This window comes from Shewanella sp. DC2-4, from assembly GCF_013248875.1.
GTDB lineage: Bacteria > Pseudomonadota > Gammaproteobacteria > Enterobacterales > Shewanellaceae > Shewanella > Shewanella oncorhynchi.
Genome location: NZ_JABRVR010000002.1, coordinates 3,210,579 through 3,226,600, shown reverse-complemented (window position 1 = coordinate 3,226,600; position 16,022 = coordinate 3,210,579). Strand labels below are relative to the sequence as shown.

Below are 16,022 nucleotides of genomic sequence, written 5' to 3'. Positions count from 1 at the left end.
GACAAGTATGGATGGGGAAAGTTGCAATTGACAAACGCAACATCGCTTAATAAATCTCTCAATTTCTTAGCTGTTTCCAAATTCTATGCCAGCTATAATAAAGCAATTTTTCTTTAAGAGCCATGAAATGACTTTATCCGATCCGAGATTTCTTTCCCTTAATCAGTGGCTGAATGCTTATTTTTCCTGTGAGGTGATGCCTGTGTTGATTTCCGGAGACGCAAGTTTTAGGCGTTACTTTCGGATTTCGATGCCTGATGCTACCTTTATCGCCGCCGATTCTCCGCCTCAGTTAGTGCCTATCGCCCCCTTTATTGCACTGTCGAATGCTTATTCAGCCGTGGGACTGACAGTTCCAAAAGTAATCCACGCCGATGCCGATTTGGGTTTTATGTTGATGAGTGATTTGGGCGATACCCAACTCTTATCTGTATTGACGGTACAAAATGTGGAACGGTTTTACCGTCAGGCGCTCGATTTATTACCGCAAGTGGCCGCGGTAATTGAGTGCAAGAATCTTGATAGCGGTTTAGTTCAGGCATTACCTAACTACGATGAAGCCTTTGTGCGCCGTGAATTACACATCTTTACTGAGTGGCTGTTAGGAACACATCTTAATTTGTCTTTGGACGCTGCTGAGTTGCAATTGCTGAATGATACTTTTGATCGCCTCGTCGGCAATGCGCTATCTCAACCTAGTGTGGGAATGCATAGGGATTTCCATAGCCGTAATCTTATGCTGCAAGCGGACAAGCTGTGCGTGATTGATTTTCAGGATGCTGTCGTTGGTCCTGTGACTTACGATGCGGTATCACTACTACGCGATTGTTATATTCGTTGGCCACAGCCGTTAGTCGCAGACTTGATGCGGTATCATTATCAGCAAGCATTAGCGCTTGGTTTTATTCCCGCACAGACTCATTTTGAGCAATATCAAACTTGGTTTGATCTCATGGGCTTACAGCGTCACATTAAGGCGGTAGGGATTTTTGCACGGTTAAACTATCGCGATAGTAAACCTGCGTATATGGCGGATATTCCACTGACATTAACGTATATTGTCGACATCTCGCTGCAGTATCCCGAACTCGTGCCATTTGCACACTGGTTAACTCGTCGTGTGTTACCTGCGTTTAGTGTGAGTCAGTCTTCATCTGAGGTTAAGTAATGAAAGCCATGATCTTGGCCGCTGGACGAGGGGAAAGGTTACGGCCGTTAACGGACAGTTTGCCTAAACCTATGGTGCCAGTGTTAGGTAAGCCGCTGATTGTTTATCATATTGAAAAACTTGCCGCGATAGGCATAGTCGATATCGTCATAAACCATGCTTGGCTAGGGCATAAGTTAGTTGAAGCACTGGGCGATGGTAGCGCTTTTGGGGTGCGCATTCGGTATAGCGCTGAAGAGAGCGCGTTAGAAACCGGCGGCGGCATTAAACGCGCTTTGCCTTTATTGTGTGAGGACGGAAGCGACGAACCTTTTTTAGTGATTAATGGTGATGTGTTTATTGATGCTTTACCGCCAATCACGCAACTGGCAGCGGATAGGCTCGCTCACTTATGGTTAGTGCCTAATCCTGAGCAGCATCCAAATGGCGATTTTGCTTTGAATGGTCATCAAGTGCAGGAGCGTGGCGATGTTAAGTACACGTTTTCGGGCATAGGCATTTATCACCCTGCACTATTTCATGACACGCCGCAGGGCGCCTTTGCACTGGGTCCGTTGTTGAGAGCGCAAATGGCTCAAGACAGAGTTAGTGGTGCCTTGTTTAATGGATTTTGGTGTGATGTCGGTACCATTGCACGATTGCAAGCGCTTGAACTAAGGTTACAAAGTAACAAGTAAATTTCGGTGCTGGCATATCCATAGGATTAAGCTAGTGCATCAAATTCATAATAGAAATCAGGAAATAAGATGCGGCTTTGGGGTAAGTTTTTTGGATTTGTCATTGGCTTTATGTTCGGCCGTATTTTTGGGGCACTGCTAGGTTTGTGGCTCGGTCATCTTTACGATAAGCGTGCGGCATCGGGCGTGGGTTTTCGACAGATCCTAGGGCAGGCTAAGAATCGCCAAGCCATTTTCTTTAATACCACATTTGCAGTAATGGGGCATGTGGCGAAAGCATCAGGACATGTTACCGAAACCGATATTCGCATTGCGACCTTATTAATGGATCAAATGCGTTTAACGGGAGAAGCCCGTAAAGAGGCGCAACAGGCATTTCGTGAGGGTAAATCGGCGGATTTTGATCTGCGCAGCAGCTTACAAGCTTTCCGTGTTATTACGATGGGACGCAAAGAGTTAGTGCAGATGTTCATCGAAATCCAGATCCAAACGGCACTGTCTGATGGTGAATTGGATCCCGCTGAGCACGCTATCTTGATGACGATTGCTCAAGAGTTAGGTTATGGTCGAGCGCAGTTAGATGAATTACTTAAACGCTGGCAGGCGGAGTTTCGTTTCCATCAAACATCGAGTGGCAATAAAACATCGATTACTGATGCCTACAGTTTACTTGGCATTACGAACGAAGCTAGCGACCAAGAAGTTAAACGGGCTTACCGTAAATTGATGAATGAACATCATCCCGATAAGTTAGTGGCGAAAGGGTTGCCACCGGAAATGATGGAGCTCGCTAATCGTAAGGCTCAGGATATTCAAGCAGCCTATGACAGAGTCAAGTCTGAGCGCGGTATGCGTTAGCCTTGATAAAATTGGTTTTTGTAAAAGATAAGGAATTCATTATGAAAAACACTTACCGTTTGTTGCTGTTGGCGAGTTTGTTACCTGTGGCTATGTCTACACAGGCCGAGGTGTTTATCGCTCCTTTTGGTGGTTATAGTCTGGGGGGCGGTCAATTTGATGTGAATCAATATGAGGTCAACACAGATCAAACTGGTGATAAGGCCGATGTGAAGGTCGAGGAGTCGAGCCATTACGGTTTGATGGTGGGTATTGGCACCAATGATCCCGGTAATATTTATCTTTTATATAGTCATCAAGCCTCTGAACTGAAAAGTGGCGGCTTGTTTACGCCAGACTTTCTTACCTCGTTAGATTTAGATTACATCCACTTGGGTGGCACTTTATATTTCCCCCGTGGCGATATCCAGCCCTATGTCACCGCCAGCGCGGGGATCACCCGCATGCTGCCTAGCGGTTGGTCGAGCGAAACGCGTTTCTCCATGGGGATTGGTGGCGGGGTAGAGTATCAAGTGACGCCACACTTTGGCCTGTTTGCGGATATTCGGGGTTATGCGACTTTTATCAACAGTGACACTTCGCTGTTTTGCAATGAAGATGAATGCCTATGGCACATTACGTCGGATGTGATGTGGCAGGCTCAGGCTAACCTTGGGCTCAAAGTCAGTTTTTAGATTTAACGCATCGTCTTAAAAGGAGATTTAGTGGCATGAAAATAGTCGTACTTGATGGTGAAACCTTAAATCCTGGCGATCTCAGCTGGCAATCCTTAAATGAATTAGGCGAGTTTGCGTGTTTTCCCCGCACAAGTGGCGCTGATATTGTCGCGCGAGCCCAAGGTGCTGAAGTCATTCTCACCAATAAAACGCCGTTGACTGCAAAGACGCTAGCACAACTTCCTAGTCTCAAATACATAGGCGTATTGGCCACGGGCACGAACGTTGTCGATATCGCGGCAGCTAAAGCGCAAGGTATAGTGGTCACTAATGTGCCCGCTTATGCGCCTGATGCCGTTGCGCAAATGGTGTTTGCCCATATTCTGCATCACACCCAAGCCGTGGCCGCCCATCATCAAGCTGTGGTCGATGGCCAGTGGGTGAACTGCCAAGATTTTTGTTTTACTTTAATGCCGTTGCAATCTTTAAAAGGCAAGACTTTAGGCTTAATAGGTTATGGCGATATCGGTCAGCAGGTGGGAACGCTCGCCCTCGCATTCGGGATGAAAGTTCTTGTCAATACTCGTTCAATCATCAAGGATTTACCCCAAGGCGTGATGTGGGCGCAACGTGATACTGTGCTTAGCGAATCAGATATTATTTCGCTCCATTGCCCGCTAACACCAGAAACTGAGCAATTTATCAATCAACAAACCCTCGCCTTGATGAAGCCTAATGCGCTGCTTATTAATACAGCGCGCGGTGGATTAATTGATGAAGCCGCGCTTGCTGCTGCGCTGGCTCAAGGCAAGTTATTTGCCGGCGTGGATGTGTTATCGACCGAGCCGCCCACTGCAGATAATCCCTTACTGCATGCGCCTAATATCAGCATCAGCCCGCATAATGCGTGGGCGACGAAGGAAGCAAGACAAAGTCTACTCAATATCGCAGTGGCGAATGTGCACGGTTATTTGAAGGGGGAAGTGATTAACTGCGTGAACAAGTAAAGCGGTATGCGTCTTTCTCTCTTTTCATCATGTCGATGTTGAGAGAGAAAGACGTAAATGGTTATTTATTATTGAGTTTTTCTTCTACGCATCCACCACACACCCAATAAGCCTGTGAGGGCTAATACGCCAAATACGACGGGCTTTTTCAGCTTGTGGTACAGGGCGTTCCATTCTGCCATTTCATTCGCCTGCGCTCGTTTTACTGCACCGTCAAAATCGGGCGCTTCACACTGCAAACCAAAGTTCTCGGCCCAAGGCACAAAGGGGCCGTTGGCGACGTATTTTTTGTAGTAACGTAGGGCAAGTTCTTGATCTCGATACAAGACCCAACCTGTGGCTTGGCAGAGTAGCGCTGCATAGGCTTGGCTGTTGTGGGGTACATGATCCGATGCCTTGTTGGCTAGTTCTGCTGCCGTGTAGCGATAATGGAAGCGTTTATCGGGAATTGCTTGGCTGGCGCTGATCCGCAGTTGTTCTTTCTCAGCCAGTTTGCTCGGCTCATTCCAATCACTTAGATCGAACACACCTTGGTAAATAGTGTAATCCGGGGCTAATTCAAATCCTAAGAGTTCCATGCCTTGGTGGCGAGCAAGTTCGGCAACAGCCCAATAGGCTTTCGCGCTATCAATGCCTTTTGTTTTTTTTGCTGCATTCAGCTCTGTGCCGTAGGCAAGGGCGCTGGCATTCAGTTTAGGATTAGGGAAGTAAACCGGCGCTTCAGCTATCGCGCCTTCGCGTAATAGCCTGCGACCTAACAAGTAGCGCAAGCGGTTGTTAATTGGCTCAATATTATCGTACCAGTCGCTGTCTTTAGGGTATTCAAAGGCGATAAATGGCACATGTTCGTCGATAAATAGCTTAAGTTCAGCCGTGGTGAGTACGCGCTCCGCCACATAGGCGATGTCTTGCCAGTACTCATCACCGCTGGCGAGTAAGTGATTGAGCGCATCGACATATTCGCCACGCTCTAGTGACAACACCCCTTGCTCGGCACGAATACGGCAGTAAGTGGCTGTATCTTCATCGGCATTAATGGCTTGTTGCTGAGTTTCTTTAGCGTCAACAGTGGCCGAGATCTTATTGAGCTGCTCAGGGAAGTGACGCGCAGCCTGAGCATAGGCCTTGGCCGCTTCTGCTTGATCGCCCTTTTGTAGCATTAATTTTGCGTTGAGCCACCAAGTGAGGCCGCTCGGTTTCGCTAGCGTTAATAGGCGCTCAGCACTGGCATAATCCCCTAACTGGTAATAAATCGCCGCTAATCTATCGCCATGGTTGAGCTGTAAGCCATCGGTTGGAAATACTTTAAGGAGCTCAGCAACCTTTAATCCCATTTCTGAAAGCTGGCCATTATAGGCAAATTCATTAGTGCTGCTTTGCCAATAGGCAATCAATAACTGCTGCACGCTCGCCTGTTGCAGTAGCGGCTTAAGTTCAGCAATCTCTTTACCCATCAAAGTGCGGCTTAACATCAATAAGGAATCATAACCGCCGCTATCGCCCTGTACCGATTGGGTGGCATAGAGCTCAATAGCTTTATTCAGTGCATCAGGGGTGAGAGCCATTTGCAGCTCTGACTCAGTTTCACCTGTAGCTTGATTGGTCAATTGCGGGAGCGGCTGGCCTTGGTGTAGCAGGATATAGGCTTGTTCACCTAAGCTCGCTAAACTCAAACGCAGGGGATCGGCTGCGCCTTGTGCGACTTCGGTTTGTAATTGTGTCAGGTAAGCATTGGCACGATTAAAATGTTCAGGATCAGCCGAAGTTTTGCTTAAGATAAGCTCAATACGCGACAGCGAATAGAGTGCCCACAGGCTACGAGATGCGCGTTCACTTTGTGGTAATTTGATGATTTTGCTGAAATAGTTACTCGCCCTCTCATAATCTTTTGCTTCAAACGCTACGGCACCTAAGGTGTACCAAGTTAGCGCTTGTGGTAGATCTTTGTCTAACTTAGCGGCCATTTGCTCGGCTTCAATGGGGCCCGTTGCATCCCGCAAAGTGTTCACTAAGGCTAAATGGGCGTCACTTAACTCGCTGTTTTCAAAGGCGCGAGTTTGTGAAAGATAACGGCTATGCACTTCATCCCAGAGATATTCCTGTGCAGCGGGTGCATCTTGATACTGCCAAGGCAAAGGTTTTGCGAGGGCGGTGAGCTGCTGGCTGAAAGAGGTTTGCGGTAAATAACTGAGATTGCTCTGCCTATCCTGAGTGAGTTGCAAAGGAAAATCGGGGCCGCAGGCCAATAGCATAGGGGAAAATAAGCTTAAACAAATGAGCGTGGTCTTTTTAAGCATAAAAGCCCGATTGGGTATTGCCATGGTAAATGATAGTTTTGGCTTATGGCGCATAAATTCCCTGTAAATATAATGACTCACAACGTGCCCAGCCTATCACTTTTTGGCCGCCAGGGTTGAGCATGTGTGTTTGAATGTCTCTGTTTGATTGCGGCATAGGCATGATTGCAGTGCGTGAAACTGTTTTGGTTGGTGTCAACGCTGCTGTATTCTCAGCTCGCCATTGCCACGTTAACAGCCCATCTTTTTGTATTACGCTATAGCCATTTTGCGCATCATACCCGCTGCAAGCTTGTCCCGCTAGCGACAAAAGAGGAGGAATTTCACCTGCAATATTACCGTGATTCATTAAGCTCAGTTGAAATAGCTGTGGCCTGTGGATTTCCAGATTTTTTGGCTTATTTTCAGCGGCTAATGTCGTTTGGGTTGTGGCCTCGTTATCGCTTGAGATCACTAATTCAATCTTGGCGGCAAGTTCACCTTGCTGTGCAACGGCGATTAAGGTGTTGAGTGGCCAAACCCTTTTATCCCCTTCCAGCGGCAGCCTAAACCAGATAATGCCTCTGAGTTTGGCATCTTTTTGAGTGTGTAGTTTTTGCACAAAGGCTTGTAATACTAGAGGATCGGCCATCAGTTCCTGTACTACATTGGCTGATTTGAGTTGATCGCGCAGCGGTGTTTCACTTTCAACTTTATAACCTGAAGCTGTACTGATGACCGCCGAACCATAGGCGGGGAGCGCAATAAGGTAAGGAACAGTGCTGATATTTGAGAGTTGCTGCACCCACTGCCAACCTTGAGTCGCATCGAATAGTCCGAGGCGTGGATCGCTTACGCTGTGAATTTGTAGCACCAGTTCATCAATACTGGTGAGTAACACGGGAAAATCGGCGCTACTGAGCCAAGCGGGCAGTGCAGTAATGCTGAGTTTGAGTTCTGCGGGTAACTGCGCTTTAAGCTTTTTAAGAAAATCCCGATAGGCTGGCAGTTTACTGTTGGCACTGTCGTGGTCGATTTCAACCCCCGCGATGTGCGTGCCTTTTGCCTGCCAATTTGCTAGTACTTGGCTGATTTTATTGATCACTTGTTCATCATTTAAATGCGCGAACTGACCATCTAAGCGAATCACGGCAATTTTTGGCCTAGGATCTGCCTGCAACCAAGCATGATTGACCGCAACTTCAAACCAAATGTCTGCGCCATTGGTTTTGGGATGTGCTTGCAGCGCTAAAATACGTAATCCTTGGAATGCACTTTGGCTTTGCACTAATGCCGTTTGATTGGCGGGGCGCCATTGGCGCTGCCAGATATAGACTTCCTGCGCGAGTGGCGCTCGAAGCGTTGTTGCTTCTGTAGCGGCTTTTACTGCGACACTGGTATTTGGGCTAGCCGTGGTTTCATTAGCGTTCGATGCTGGCTGACAGGCGCTCATAAATACGGCGGCGCTCAACAAAGCAAATAAGAACCATTGATTTTGGCTTATGTTTTTAACCAGATTGCCTATGCCCATACTACTGCTGTCGATTCCGTTTTGAGTGAGACATTACTATGCCTGAAAAATGCCACTTATACATCGCGGTCAAACTTCTGATAATGCCCACTAAGCTTGGTTTTCCTTTTGGTGCCTTGCTAATCAATATCAGAACTCAGATCTCAAAAATCAGGAGCGACTTGAAAGCGCATCTGTTCACGGGTGACGGGATGTTGAAGTATCAATAAATCTGCATGCAGATGCAGGCGATTGGCACGAGTGCCGTACAGATCGTCACCCAAAATGGGCGTATTTAGCCCTTCTGAGTGGGCGCAGTGAACTCTGAGTTGATGGGTTCGGCCCGTTTTTGGGGATAGATATACGCGGGCTGTACGTGCCATTTCATCGATATGGCTTAATTCCCAATAGGTTTGGGCCGCTTTGCCAAACTCGTGGCAAACGAGTTGCCTCGGTCTATCGTCTAAATCGCCACGTAGGGGTAAAGAGATTTGTCCTGCTGCCTGCTTATCTGCCATTGCTGTAGGGATCCCTGCTAAAAGTGCCACATAACGCTTAGTCACTGTGCGCTGGATAAACTGTTTTTGCAGCTGTTTATGGGCGTCTTTTGTCAATGCGATCACCATTAATCCCGAGGTCGACATATCGAGCCTGTGGACGATAAGTGGTCCAGTGGCATTGGGAAACGTTTGCCGCATGCGCGAATACACTGAGTCTTCAATCTCTTTGCCGGGCACTGATAAAAATTCGGCGGGTTTGTTCACAATCGCCATCGCCTCGTCTTGGTAGAGGATGTTTAAGGTTTTGCCTTCGGCAGGGTTCGTCAGCAGGGGATTATCATCGACAACAAGCCCTTCGAGCATATGCCCCAAGATAGGCTGGCATTTACGCAGACAGGCAGGATAAAACTGCTTATGTTGGCGAATTTCTGATTTTGGCGGCGCCCCCCACCAAAATTCGGCAATCGCCAATGGTTTAAGACCGTGTTTAAAGGCGTAATGTAGCAACTTAGGGGCGGCACATTCTCCCGAGCCTGCTGGCGGCGTTAACTCAACCGTCCCGTTAAATATGCCGTTAAGGCTTTTTTCTGAGCCGCGAATATTCAAAAAACGATACTGCTCAAACAGCTTTTGCTGCAGCGCCGCCGAGAGCTGTTTACGCTGTAGTCTTAATGCGTCACGCTTATCAGTGAGCAGAGTTAATGCTTGGCTGATGGCATGGATACGTTCATCCCAATAGCGTTTAATATCTCTTAACTGATTCTTTTCATTAATGCTTTCTTGGCTGAGTTTAGCTTCGATTGCCGTATTTTCACGTAAAGTCTCATCAGTCGGATTGGCAGCCCATTGCACTGCGAGTTGATTGCGCTGCGTCTTGCGGGATTGACGGCCGTCGATCATCACTTGCCTGTGGGCGGCAAGCTTGGCTTGTGCTTGAGCTTGCTCAGCGTTGAGTTCGCTCGATAGCCGAGGAATATCGGGATGATTTTCTACTGCAAGTAGCTGCTCGTTAATTTGGTTGATTTGCAGATTTTCGGCGTGGAAAAAATTGTCCTTAGCCAGCATATCAAACACAGGTGGAACGAAGCGTGGCCAATGGTTCTGCTCAGCTAACTTGCCCGAAAATGCCGACAAATAGCCCACATCTCCCTGCGGATCTTGCACTAAAAGTACACCAAACATTTTACCAATGGCACCGGTTAACTCCCCCGTGAGGCCAAAGTTATGTTGCCAATCGTTTTGAGTCTCAAGGTGGCGTTGTAATTCGTTGGCTGCGATCACGCATAATGGATGCGGTTCGTAATAGAAAGGAAAGGTAAAACGTTGCGGCAGGGCATAGGCATCAATGGCTTGTGTGAAAGAGGTAAAGCAAGAAGGCTGAAGATGCATATTGGGGTCTACTGTTGGTTTTACTTATCTGGGTTAATTATCGGAGTTAATTATCTGAGTTAAGCCACAACTTAGGATGATGGCTAGCAAGAAAGGGCGCTAGTTTACTCTGTCGATTTGGGACTGTCGATTTTGGGCAGTCACTTTTTATTGGTACGGATTTTAGATACGGCTCTGTGTTGAAAAAGGGAAATGGCATTAAAGCGCATTTCCCTTTGATGTGTCGCTTGTACTTAAAGCCAATTTTAAACGGTTAAACCCGCTTAAAAGATGACTTTTACTTTACTGGCGCTATCGAGTGCTTTGCTGATTGCGCTGTCGATATCGATATCACGGGCAAGCGCGACACCTAAACGGCGGCGACTATCAATATCGGGTTTGGCGAATAATCTAAGCTGAGTGTTGACCGCTTCTAATGCCGCACCAATCCCTTGATAGCGGATATTGTTTGAGGTGCCTTCGGCCAAAATAACCGCCGAGGCACTTGGACCATGCTGATGGATATTGGGAATAGGCAGGCCGAGAATCGCTCTCACATGTAGGGCAAATTCTGATAAATCTTGGCTGATGAGTGTGACTAAGCCTGTGTCGTGGGGTCTTGGCGAGACTTCAGAGAAATACACTTCATTGCCTTTAACAAACAGTTCTACGCCAAATAATCCATAACCGCCAAGGGCTTCGACGACTTTGCTCGCAATTGCTTGGGATTTTGCTAACACTTCATCGGACATGGCTTGTGGCTGCCATGACTCGCGATAATCGCCATCTTCTTGCCTGTGGCCAATGGGCGCACAAAAATGAATGCCGTTGACTGCGCTGATGGTTAACAGGGTGATTTCATAATCGAAGGGAATAAAGCCTTCGACTATCACGCGACCGCCGCCGGCGCGTCCGCCTTCTTGGGCGTATTGCCACGCTTTATGGCTGAGGGCGATATCGCGAATAACGCTTTGGCCTTTGCCCGAGGAACTCATGACTGGCTTCACCACACAGGGAACGCCAATTTCACTAATCGCTTGATTAAATTCGGTTTCGGTATCACAGAAAAAATACGGAGAAGTCGGTAAACCTAAGGTTTCAGCGGCGAGACGACGAATACCTTCCCTGTCCATAGTGAGCTTTGTTGCCCGAGCTGTTGGGATAATATTCACCCCTTCGGCTTCCATGTCCACTAAGGTTTGGGTGGCGATGGCTTCAATTTCTGGGATGACTAAGTGCGGTTTTTCTAACTCGATAACCGCACGCAGGGCGTTGGCATCGAGCATATTGATCACATGGGAGCGATGCGCGACTTGCATGGCGGGGGCGTTGGCGTAACGGTCAACGCCAATCACTTCAACGCCTAAGCGTTGCAGTTCAATGGCCACTTCTTTGCCAAGTTCACCGCAGCCGAGCAACATGGCGCGTCGTGCGCCCTCAGTGTAGGGAGTGCCTATCATGTGTGGGTACCTTTGAGATTGTAGGGATGATGAGTTTTATGCTTGCGTTCTATGTCGCAATGATGTGGCTAGTTTAGCCTGAACAGGCTTTAGGGTCATGGAGTAAATCGACAAGTGTGTCCCGGATCACTGGGGGCAAAAACGAAACAGCATATCTTTGGTTAATATTGGGGCTGAGGTTGAGAGTAAACTCAAATGTTAATGTCATGTTGGTAGCATGTTTGGGGACCATCCACTAATCTTTGGGATGGAATACATATTATTAATACAAGGAGATGCGGATGTTCTTAGATTACTTTGCGTTAGGTATTTTATTTTTCGTCATCATTATCATGTTTTATGGTGTCATTGCCATTCATGATATCCCCTATGAAATAGCCAAAAAGCGTAATCATCCCCAGCAAGATGCATTGCATATCGCCGGGTGGGTGAGTCTATTCACCCTACATGCAATTTGGCCATTTTTATGGATCTGGGCGACTTTATACCGTGAAGATCGCGGTTGGGGGTTCAATACTGTAATGAAGCGAGAATTAGTTTTAGAGGAGGATGTGAATTCATTGCGCGAGACGGTCAGAGGGCTTCAGACTCGGCTTGAACAGTTAGAGCAAATAACTCCCATGAATATAGCGCCTGCTGTGGATGCGATAAAAACAGACAAAGTTGAGGTATAACATGGATTTATTACTCATACTCACCTATGCGGCCGTGTGTATTGCTATCTTTAAAGTCTTTAAAATTCCGATGAATAAATGGACTGTTCCTACTGCAGTGCTGGGTGGAGTGTTCATTATTGGTACCTTATTGCTCGTGATGAATTACAACCATCCTTATTCTCGTTTTGCCCGTGAATATTTTGTCACTATCCCTATCACACCCGCAGTAAAAGGCTTAGTGACTTCGGTGGAAGTGCAGCCTAATGTGCCTGTTAAACAAGGGGATGTGTTATTTCGTCTCGATCCTATTCCCTTCGAGGCCGTTGTTAAACGTAAACGCGCTGCTTTGATGGAAGCAGAGCTCCAAGTGCCACAACTCGCCGCGGCGTGGGAGTCGGCTAAGGCTAATGTAGAGCGCGCTAGGGCCGATAAAGACCGTAATAAATCTGCCTTCGAGCGTTATGAGTTAGGCCGCAAGAAAGGGGGCGCGAATTCGCCTTTTACTGAACTAGAACTCGATAATAGGCGTCAATTGTACTTAGCCTCAGAGGCACAACTGACCGTCGCGAATGCTGAAGAACTGCGTGTCAGGCTGGCCTATGAATCTAATATTGATGGTGTTAATACCAAAGTGGCTGGCTTGCAAGCTGATTTAGCCAGTGCACTCTACGATTTAGAACAGACAGTCGTGCGGGCACCTGCAGATGGTGTGGTAACGCAAATGGCACTTCGTGCGGGAGCGATGGCAGTGCCTTTACCATTACGTCCAGTAATGAGCTTTACTCCCGACGAGCAACGCTACTTTGCGGGGGCATTCTGGCAAAACTCGTTAATGCGTTTGCAGGAAGGTGATGAAGCTGAAGTGATATTGGATGCCGCTCCAGGACAAATCTTTAAGGGAAAAGTGGCGAAAATATTACCCGCTATGGCTGAAGGTGAAGTTCAAATGGGCGGCGCGCTGCAGTCATCGGCTCGTTTATTTCAAAATGGTCGCGTTATTGTGCTGATTGATATCGAAGATGATGCCATCCGTAAGCAATTTCCTGCGGGTGTTTCTGGGCAGGTTGCAATTTATACTGAACATTTCCATCATGTCGCTGTGATGCGTAAAGTATTGCTGAGGATGCAAGGTTGGCTGAATTACTTGTTTTTTGATGGACATTAACCCTTAATCGGTTAACTTTTGTCTGTTGTATCAAGTCCAGTTCGCTGGACTTTTTTGTGACCCATTTGGGGTGAATAAAAAGGAATTTGAAAGCATGCAAGATATTCACGATTTAACCTCAGTGCTGCGCTCCAATACGCCAATCGTAGTGATTGAAACCTATGAAGAATATCGCGTGGTTGAGTTGCTTAAGCGGGTCGCAAGTGTGCTCTATCAACCTGTGTTTACATGGAGCATCACCCAAGGCCTAGCACGGGTCGATAAGCCCTTGGCGGCGCAAAAGTTTAATAGCGAACCCACAGATCTGCTCGGGCAAATTAAATCAACCTCGCAGCAGGGAATTTATGTGCTGTGCGACTTCCATCCCTTTGTGATTGATGCACCTAAGAATGTCCGTTTGCTTAAAGAAATCGCCCTTGAGTACGAGACGCTGCAACACACATTAGTGCTGGTGAGCCATGCCTTTGAAATTCCGCCTGAAATCAAACGTTATTGCGCTTATTTTCAATTAACCTTGCCAAGCACAGTGCAATTGCAAAACCTGATTTACCTTGAGGTCGATAAAATTCGTCATCAAGGCACGCCTCTACAGGTCGATGATGCTGCTGTGGTCAAATTGGCGGAGAATCTGCGGGGCGTGACCTTAGACGATGCTCGCCGTCTGGTGCGCAAAGCCATAGTCGATGATGGCGCTATTACCTTGTCAGATATCGATGCCATCAATAAAGCCAAGTTTCAGTTACTCGACTTAAACGGTGTGCTGCAATTTGAATACGACACCAGTGATTTTTCGCAGGTCGCTGGATTGCATAATCTAAAAAAATGGCTCAAGCAACGCTCGCCCATAGTGGCTGTCAGCGCCATTGACCAAGACGGTCAGCCGACTCCAGTTCAGCACGTCAAAGCGCTCGATGCGCCCAAGGGGGTTTTACTGCTGGGCGTTCAGGGCAGTGGTAAGAGCCTCGCGGCTAAGGCGGTTGCGGGCGTTTGGCAACGACCTTTGCTTAGGCTCGATATGGCAGCCTTATATAACAAATACATAGGCGAAACCGAGAAGAACCTGCGTAACGCACTGGATCTGGCTGACATGATGTCGCCCTGTGTGCTTTGGATAGATGAAATTGAAAAAGGCTTAAGCGGGAGTAGCAGTGATGAGGGAACATCGACGCGGATCCTCGGCACCTTACTCACTTGGATGGCGGAGCGTAAATCTGAAGTGTTTGTGGTGGCTACCGCTAATGATATTCAAGTTCTGCCGCCAGAGTTGATGCGAAAGGGTAGGATGGATGAAATCTTTTTTGTCGATTTACCCGACGAAGCTATTACGCAAAGCCATCTTCTTAATCCACTGTAAGCGCCGTGGAATCGATGTGGCGAGCTTAGATCTCGCCCAGTTATCGGCGCGTAGCCAAGGATTTTCCGGCGCCGAAATCGAACAAGCGGTAATTGCTGCCATGTATACCGCAAGAAGTGTCGAGTGCAGTGTCGACCAAGTGTTATTACTTGAAGAACTTAGTAAGACACGGCCTTTATCTGTGGTCATGAGCGATAAAATCAATGCGCTACGACAATGGGCTGCAGGCCGAACCGTGAATGCCCATGAGTAAGATTTTTGCTTGGTTCCATGAGTGCTAACTAGCATTTTTAAAAGCTATATTGGCTTAGTTATTTTCGAGATTCCCAAGGTACTGTTATGAATGATGAGTCGTTTTACTGGATATTAGTGATACAAGGATAAGAGATTGAAAAGTATATATGAACTGATTGATATCGAAGACTCTGGCATAAAAGTAGTCAATGAAGTGGTTGCTGGTGCTGAGCATTGTGTAGAGATACTGCCGCCTTCAAAGGATCGGGTTGAAGTACTTGAATCCCTTCAGGTATCGACTCGTTCGGTATTAGGGGCTATTGCCTACGAAACCGGTGGGATTTTGATCGACAATGGATGGATTCGATTTTTCGGCTCTGGACATGAAAGATTGTCTAGAAACCTTACTGATTGGAATAGAAGTGCACATTATCTTTTAGTGGCTAATGACGTAGTTGGTGGATTTTTTGCTATCAACGGCGGCGGTTTAGGCGCAGATGTTGGGAATATATACTATTGGTCGCCAGACTCAATTCATTGGGAAGGGTTAGAAATCGGGTTCACAGATTTTTTTCAATGGTCAGCTACAAAGAGAATCAATGAGTTTTATGCGAGTTTAGGTAAAGAGCGCTTTCAAAAAACCTATTCACAGATAGCTACAGATAAATGCCTGAGCTTTTATCCATTTTTATGGGCGAAAGAAGGTTCTATTGAAATAAGCAGCGTGAAAGTGGTGTCAGTTGATGAAATGTATAGGCTGAAATTGGAATTATTAACCTCGGTTAGTTAATTCGTTTACCCGCTGATTTTATGAGTACTTCTGCAATAATTATTTGTTATAAACATCTAATATATTGATTGTTAGATGTAAATCTGCTTATCAGCTCTATTGATTCAACATGGATGGGCTGTATATGCCATCCATAATTAACTTCGGAGGGGACAGCGCCAAGATCTAGCTGACGTTTTGGCGGTATCTTGGGCTTTCTCGTTACCGCTTGCATCAAAAATCAAAGCTGTCGCTATCACCAAAAGTTGTCGCGGCAATGCCTAATGAGTGCTTCACTGTTTGGCGTGACAATATCTCTCTAAATGGTTTGAATCTTAGCGGTATCCACTCCCTGTGGTACCGC

General features: G+C 47.0%; 12 protein-coding genes and 1 pseudogene. 9 read left to right on the top strand and 4 right to left on the bottom strand.

From position 1 onward, the window contains the following. Positions 1 to 85 precede the first annotated feature (85 nt). From HQQ92_RS14805 to HQQ92_RS14785, 5 genes are all read left to right on the top strand, one after another. On the top strand, positions 86 to 1,168 hold the full coding sequence (locus tag HQQ92_RS14805) for an aminoglycoside phosphotransferase family protein (protein ID WP_173246375.1): 1,083 nt from the start codon (positions 86 to 88) through the stop codon (positions 1,166 to 1,168). Then, on the top strand, positions 1,168 to 1,845 hold the full coding sequence (gene murU, locus HQQ92_RS14800; protein ID WP_173246371.1) for an N-acetylmuramate alpha-1-phosphate uridylyltransferase MurU: 678 nt from the start codon (positions 1,168 to 1,170) through the stop codon (positions 1,843 to 1,845). Before HQQ92_RS14805 ends, murU begins: the two co-directional genes overlap by 1 nt. A 69-nt stretch (positions 1,846 to 1,914) precedes the next feature. After that, complete coding sequence (gene djlA / locus HQQ92_RS14795; RefSeq protein WP_113939902.1) at positions 1,915 to 2,703, top strand: co-chaperone DjlA; 789 nt, start codon at positions 1,915 to 1,917, stop codon at positions 2,701 to 2,703. Between the two features lie 41 nt (positions 2,704 to 2,744). Further along, positions 2,745 to 3,377, top strand: coding sequence for an outer membrane beta-barrel protein (locus tag HQQ92_RS14790; RefSeq protein ID WP_028761520.1), 633 nt, complete (start codon positions 2,745 to 2,747; stop codon positions 3,375 to 3,377). 35 nt (positions 3,378 to 3,412) lie between these two features. Continuing rightward, positions 3,413 to 4,366: a D-2-hydroxyacid dehydrogenase gene (locus HQQ92_RS14785; protein ID WP_173246368.1), complete on the top strand. Its 954-nt coding sequence runs from the start codon at positions 3,413 to 3,415 to the stop codon at positions 4,364 to 4,366. A gap of 68 nt (positions 4,367 to 4,434) precedes the next feature. Here the strand turns inward: HQQ92_RS14785 and HQQ92_RS14780 are convergent, their stop codons facing one another. The 4 genes from HQQ92_RS14780 to purT all read right to left on the bottom strand — a co-directional run bounded on the left by HQQ92_RS14780 (position 4,435) and on the right by purT (position 11,480). Next, positions 4,435 to 6,717: a hypothetical protein gene (locus tag HQQ92_RS14780; protein ID WP_173246365.1), complete on the bottom strand. Its 2,283-nt coding sequence runs from the start codon at positions 6,715 to 6,717 to the stop codon at positions 4,435 to 4,437. Next, entirely contained in the window at positions 6,707 to 8,173 is a 1,467-nt protein-coding gene (locus HQQ92_RS14775; protein ID WP_173246362.1) for a DUF3142 domain-containing protein, read from the bottom strand. The genes HQQ92_RS14780 and HQQ92_RS14775 overlap by 11 nt, the downstream gene beginning before the upstream one ends. Positions 8,174 to 8,316: 143 nt before the next feature. Then, complete coding sequence (locus HQQ92_RS14770) at positions 8,317 to 10,041, bottom strand: RluA family pseudouridine synthase (RefSeq protein ID WP_173246359.1); 1,725 nt, start codon at positions 10,039 to 10,041, stop codon at positions 8,317 to 8,319. Between the two features lie 263 nt (positions 10,042 to 10,304). Next, on the bottom strand, positions 10,305 to 11,480 hold the full coding sequence (purT, locus tag HQQ92_RS14765; protein ID WP_173246356.1) for a formate-dependent phosphoribosylglycinamide formyltransferase: 1,176 nt from the start codon (positions 11,478 to 11,480) through the stop codon (positions 10,305 to 10,307). Between the two features lie 281 nt (positions 11,481 to 11,761). On the opposite strand from purT, the gene HQQ92_RS14760 reads away from it, so the two are divergent. The 4 genes and pseudogenes from HQQ92_RS14760 (at position 11,762) to HQQ92_RS14745 (ending at position 15,679) form a co-directional block, all read left to right on the top strand. Next, a complete protein-coding gene (locus HQQ92_RS14760; RefSeq protein WP_028759246.1) occupies positions 11,762 to 12,154 on the top strand; it encodes a DUF3302 domain-containing protein in 393 nt (130 codons plus the stop codon). A 1-nt stretch (position 12,155) separates the two neighbouring features. Next, on the top strand, positions 12,156 to 13,301 hold the full coding sequence (locus HQQ92_RS14755) for an HlyD family secretion protein (protein ID WP_173246353.1): 1,146 nt from the start codon (positions 12,156 to 12,158) through the stop codon (positions 13,299 to 13,301). Positions 13,302 to 13,395: 94 nt separating this feature from the next. Next, positions 13,396 to 14,908 (top strand): annotated as a pseudogene (locus HQQ92_RS14750) (AAA family ATPase). A gap of 135 nt (positions 14,909 to 15,043) precedes the next feature. After that, a complete protein-coding gene (locus tag HQQ92_RS14745; protein ID WP_173246350.1) occupies positions 15,044 to 15,679 on the top strand; it encodes a DUF2625 family protein in 636 nt (211 codons plus the stop codon). The last annotated feature ends 343 nt before the right edge of the window (positions 15,680 to 16,022 follow it).

Coding starts and splice junctions, on each gene's coding strand:
- HQQ92_RS14805 (WP_173246375.1), top strand. CDS start 86: ATGCCAGCTATAATAAAGCAATTTTTCTTTAAGAGCCATGAAATGACT.
- murU (WP_173246371.1), top strand. CDS start 1,168: ATGAAAGCCATGATCTTGGCCGCTGGACGAGGGGAAAGGTTACGGCCG.
- djlA (WP_113939902.1), top strand. CDS start 1,915: ATGCGGCTTTGGGGTAAGTTTTTTGGATTTGTCATTGGCTTTATGTTC.
- HQQ92_RS14790 (WP_028761520.1), top strand. CDS start 2,745: ATGAAAAACACTTACCGTTTGTTGCTGTTGGCGAGTTTGTTACCTGTG.
- HQQ92_RS14785 (WP_173246368.1), top strand. CDS start 3,413: ATGAAAATAGTCGTACTTGATGGTGAAACCTTAAATCCTGGCGATCTC.
- HQQ92_RS14780 (WP_173246365.1), bottom strand. CDS start 6,717: ATGCGCCATAAGCCAAAACTATCATTTACCATGGCAATACCCAATCGG.
- HQQ92_RS14775 (WP_173246362.1), bottom strand. CDS start 8,173: ATGGGCATAGGCAATCTGGTTAAAAACATAAGCCAAAATCAATGGTTC.
- HQQ92_RS14770 (WP_173246359.1), bottom strand. CDS start 10,041: ATGCATCTTCAGCCTTCTTGCTTTACCTCTTTCACACAAGCCATTGAT.
- purT (WP_173246356.1), bottom strand. CDS start 11,480: ATGATAGGCACTCCCTACACTGAGGGCGCACGACGCGCCATGTTGCTC.
- HQQ92_RS14760 (WP_028759246.1), top strand. CDS start 11,762: ATGTTCTTAGATTACTTTGCGTTAGGTATTTTATTTTTCGTCATCATT.
- HQQ92_RS14755 (WP_173246353.1), top strand. CDS start 12,156: ATGGATTTATTACTCATACTCACCTATGCGGCCGTGTGTATTGCTATC.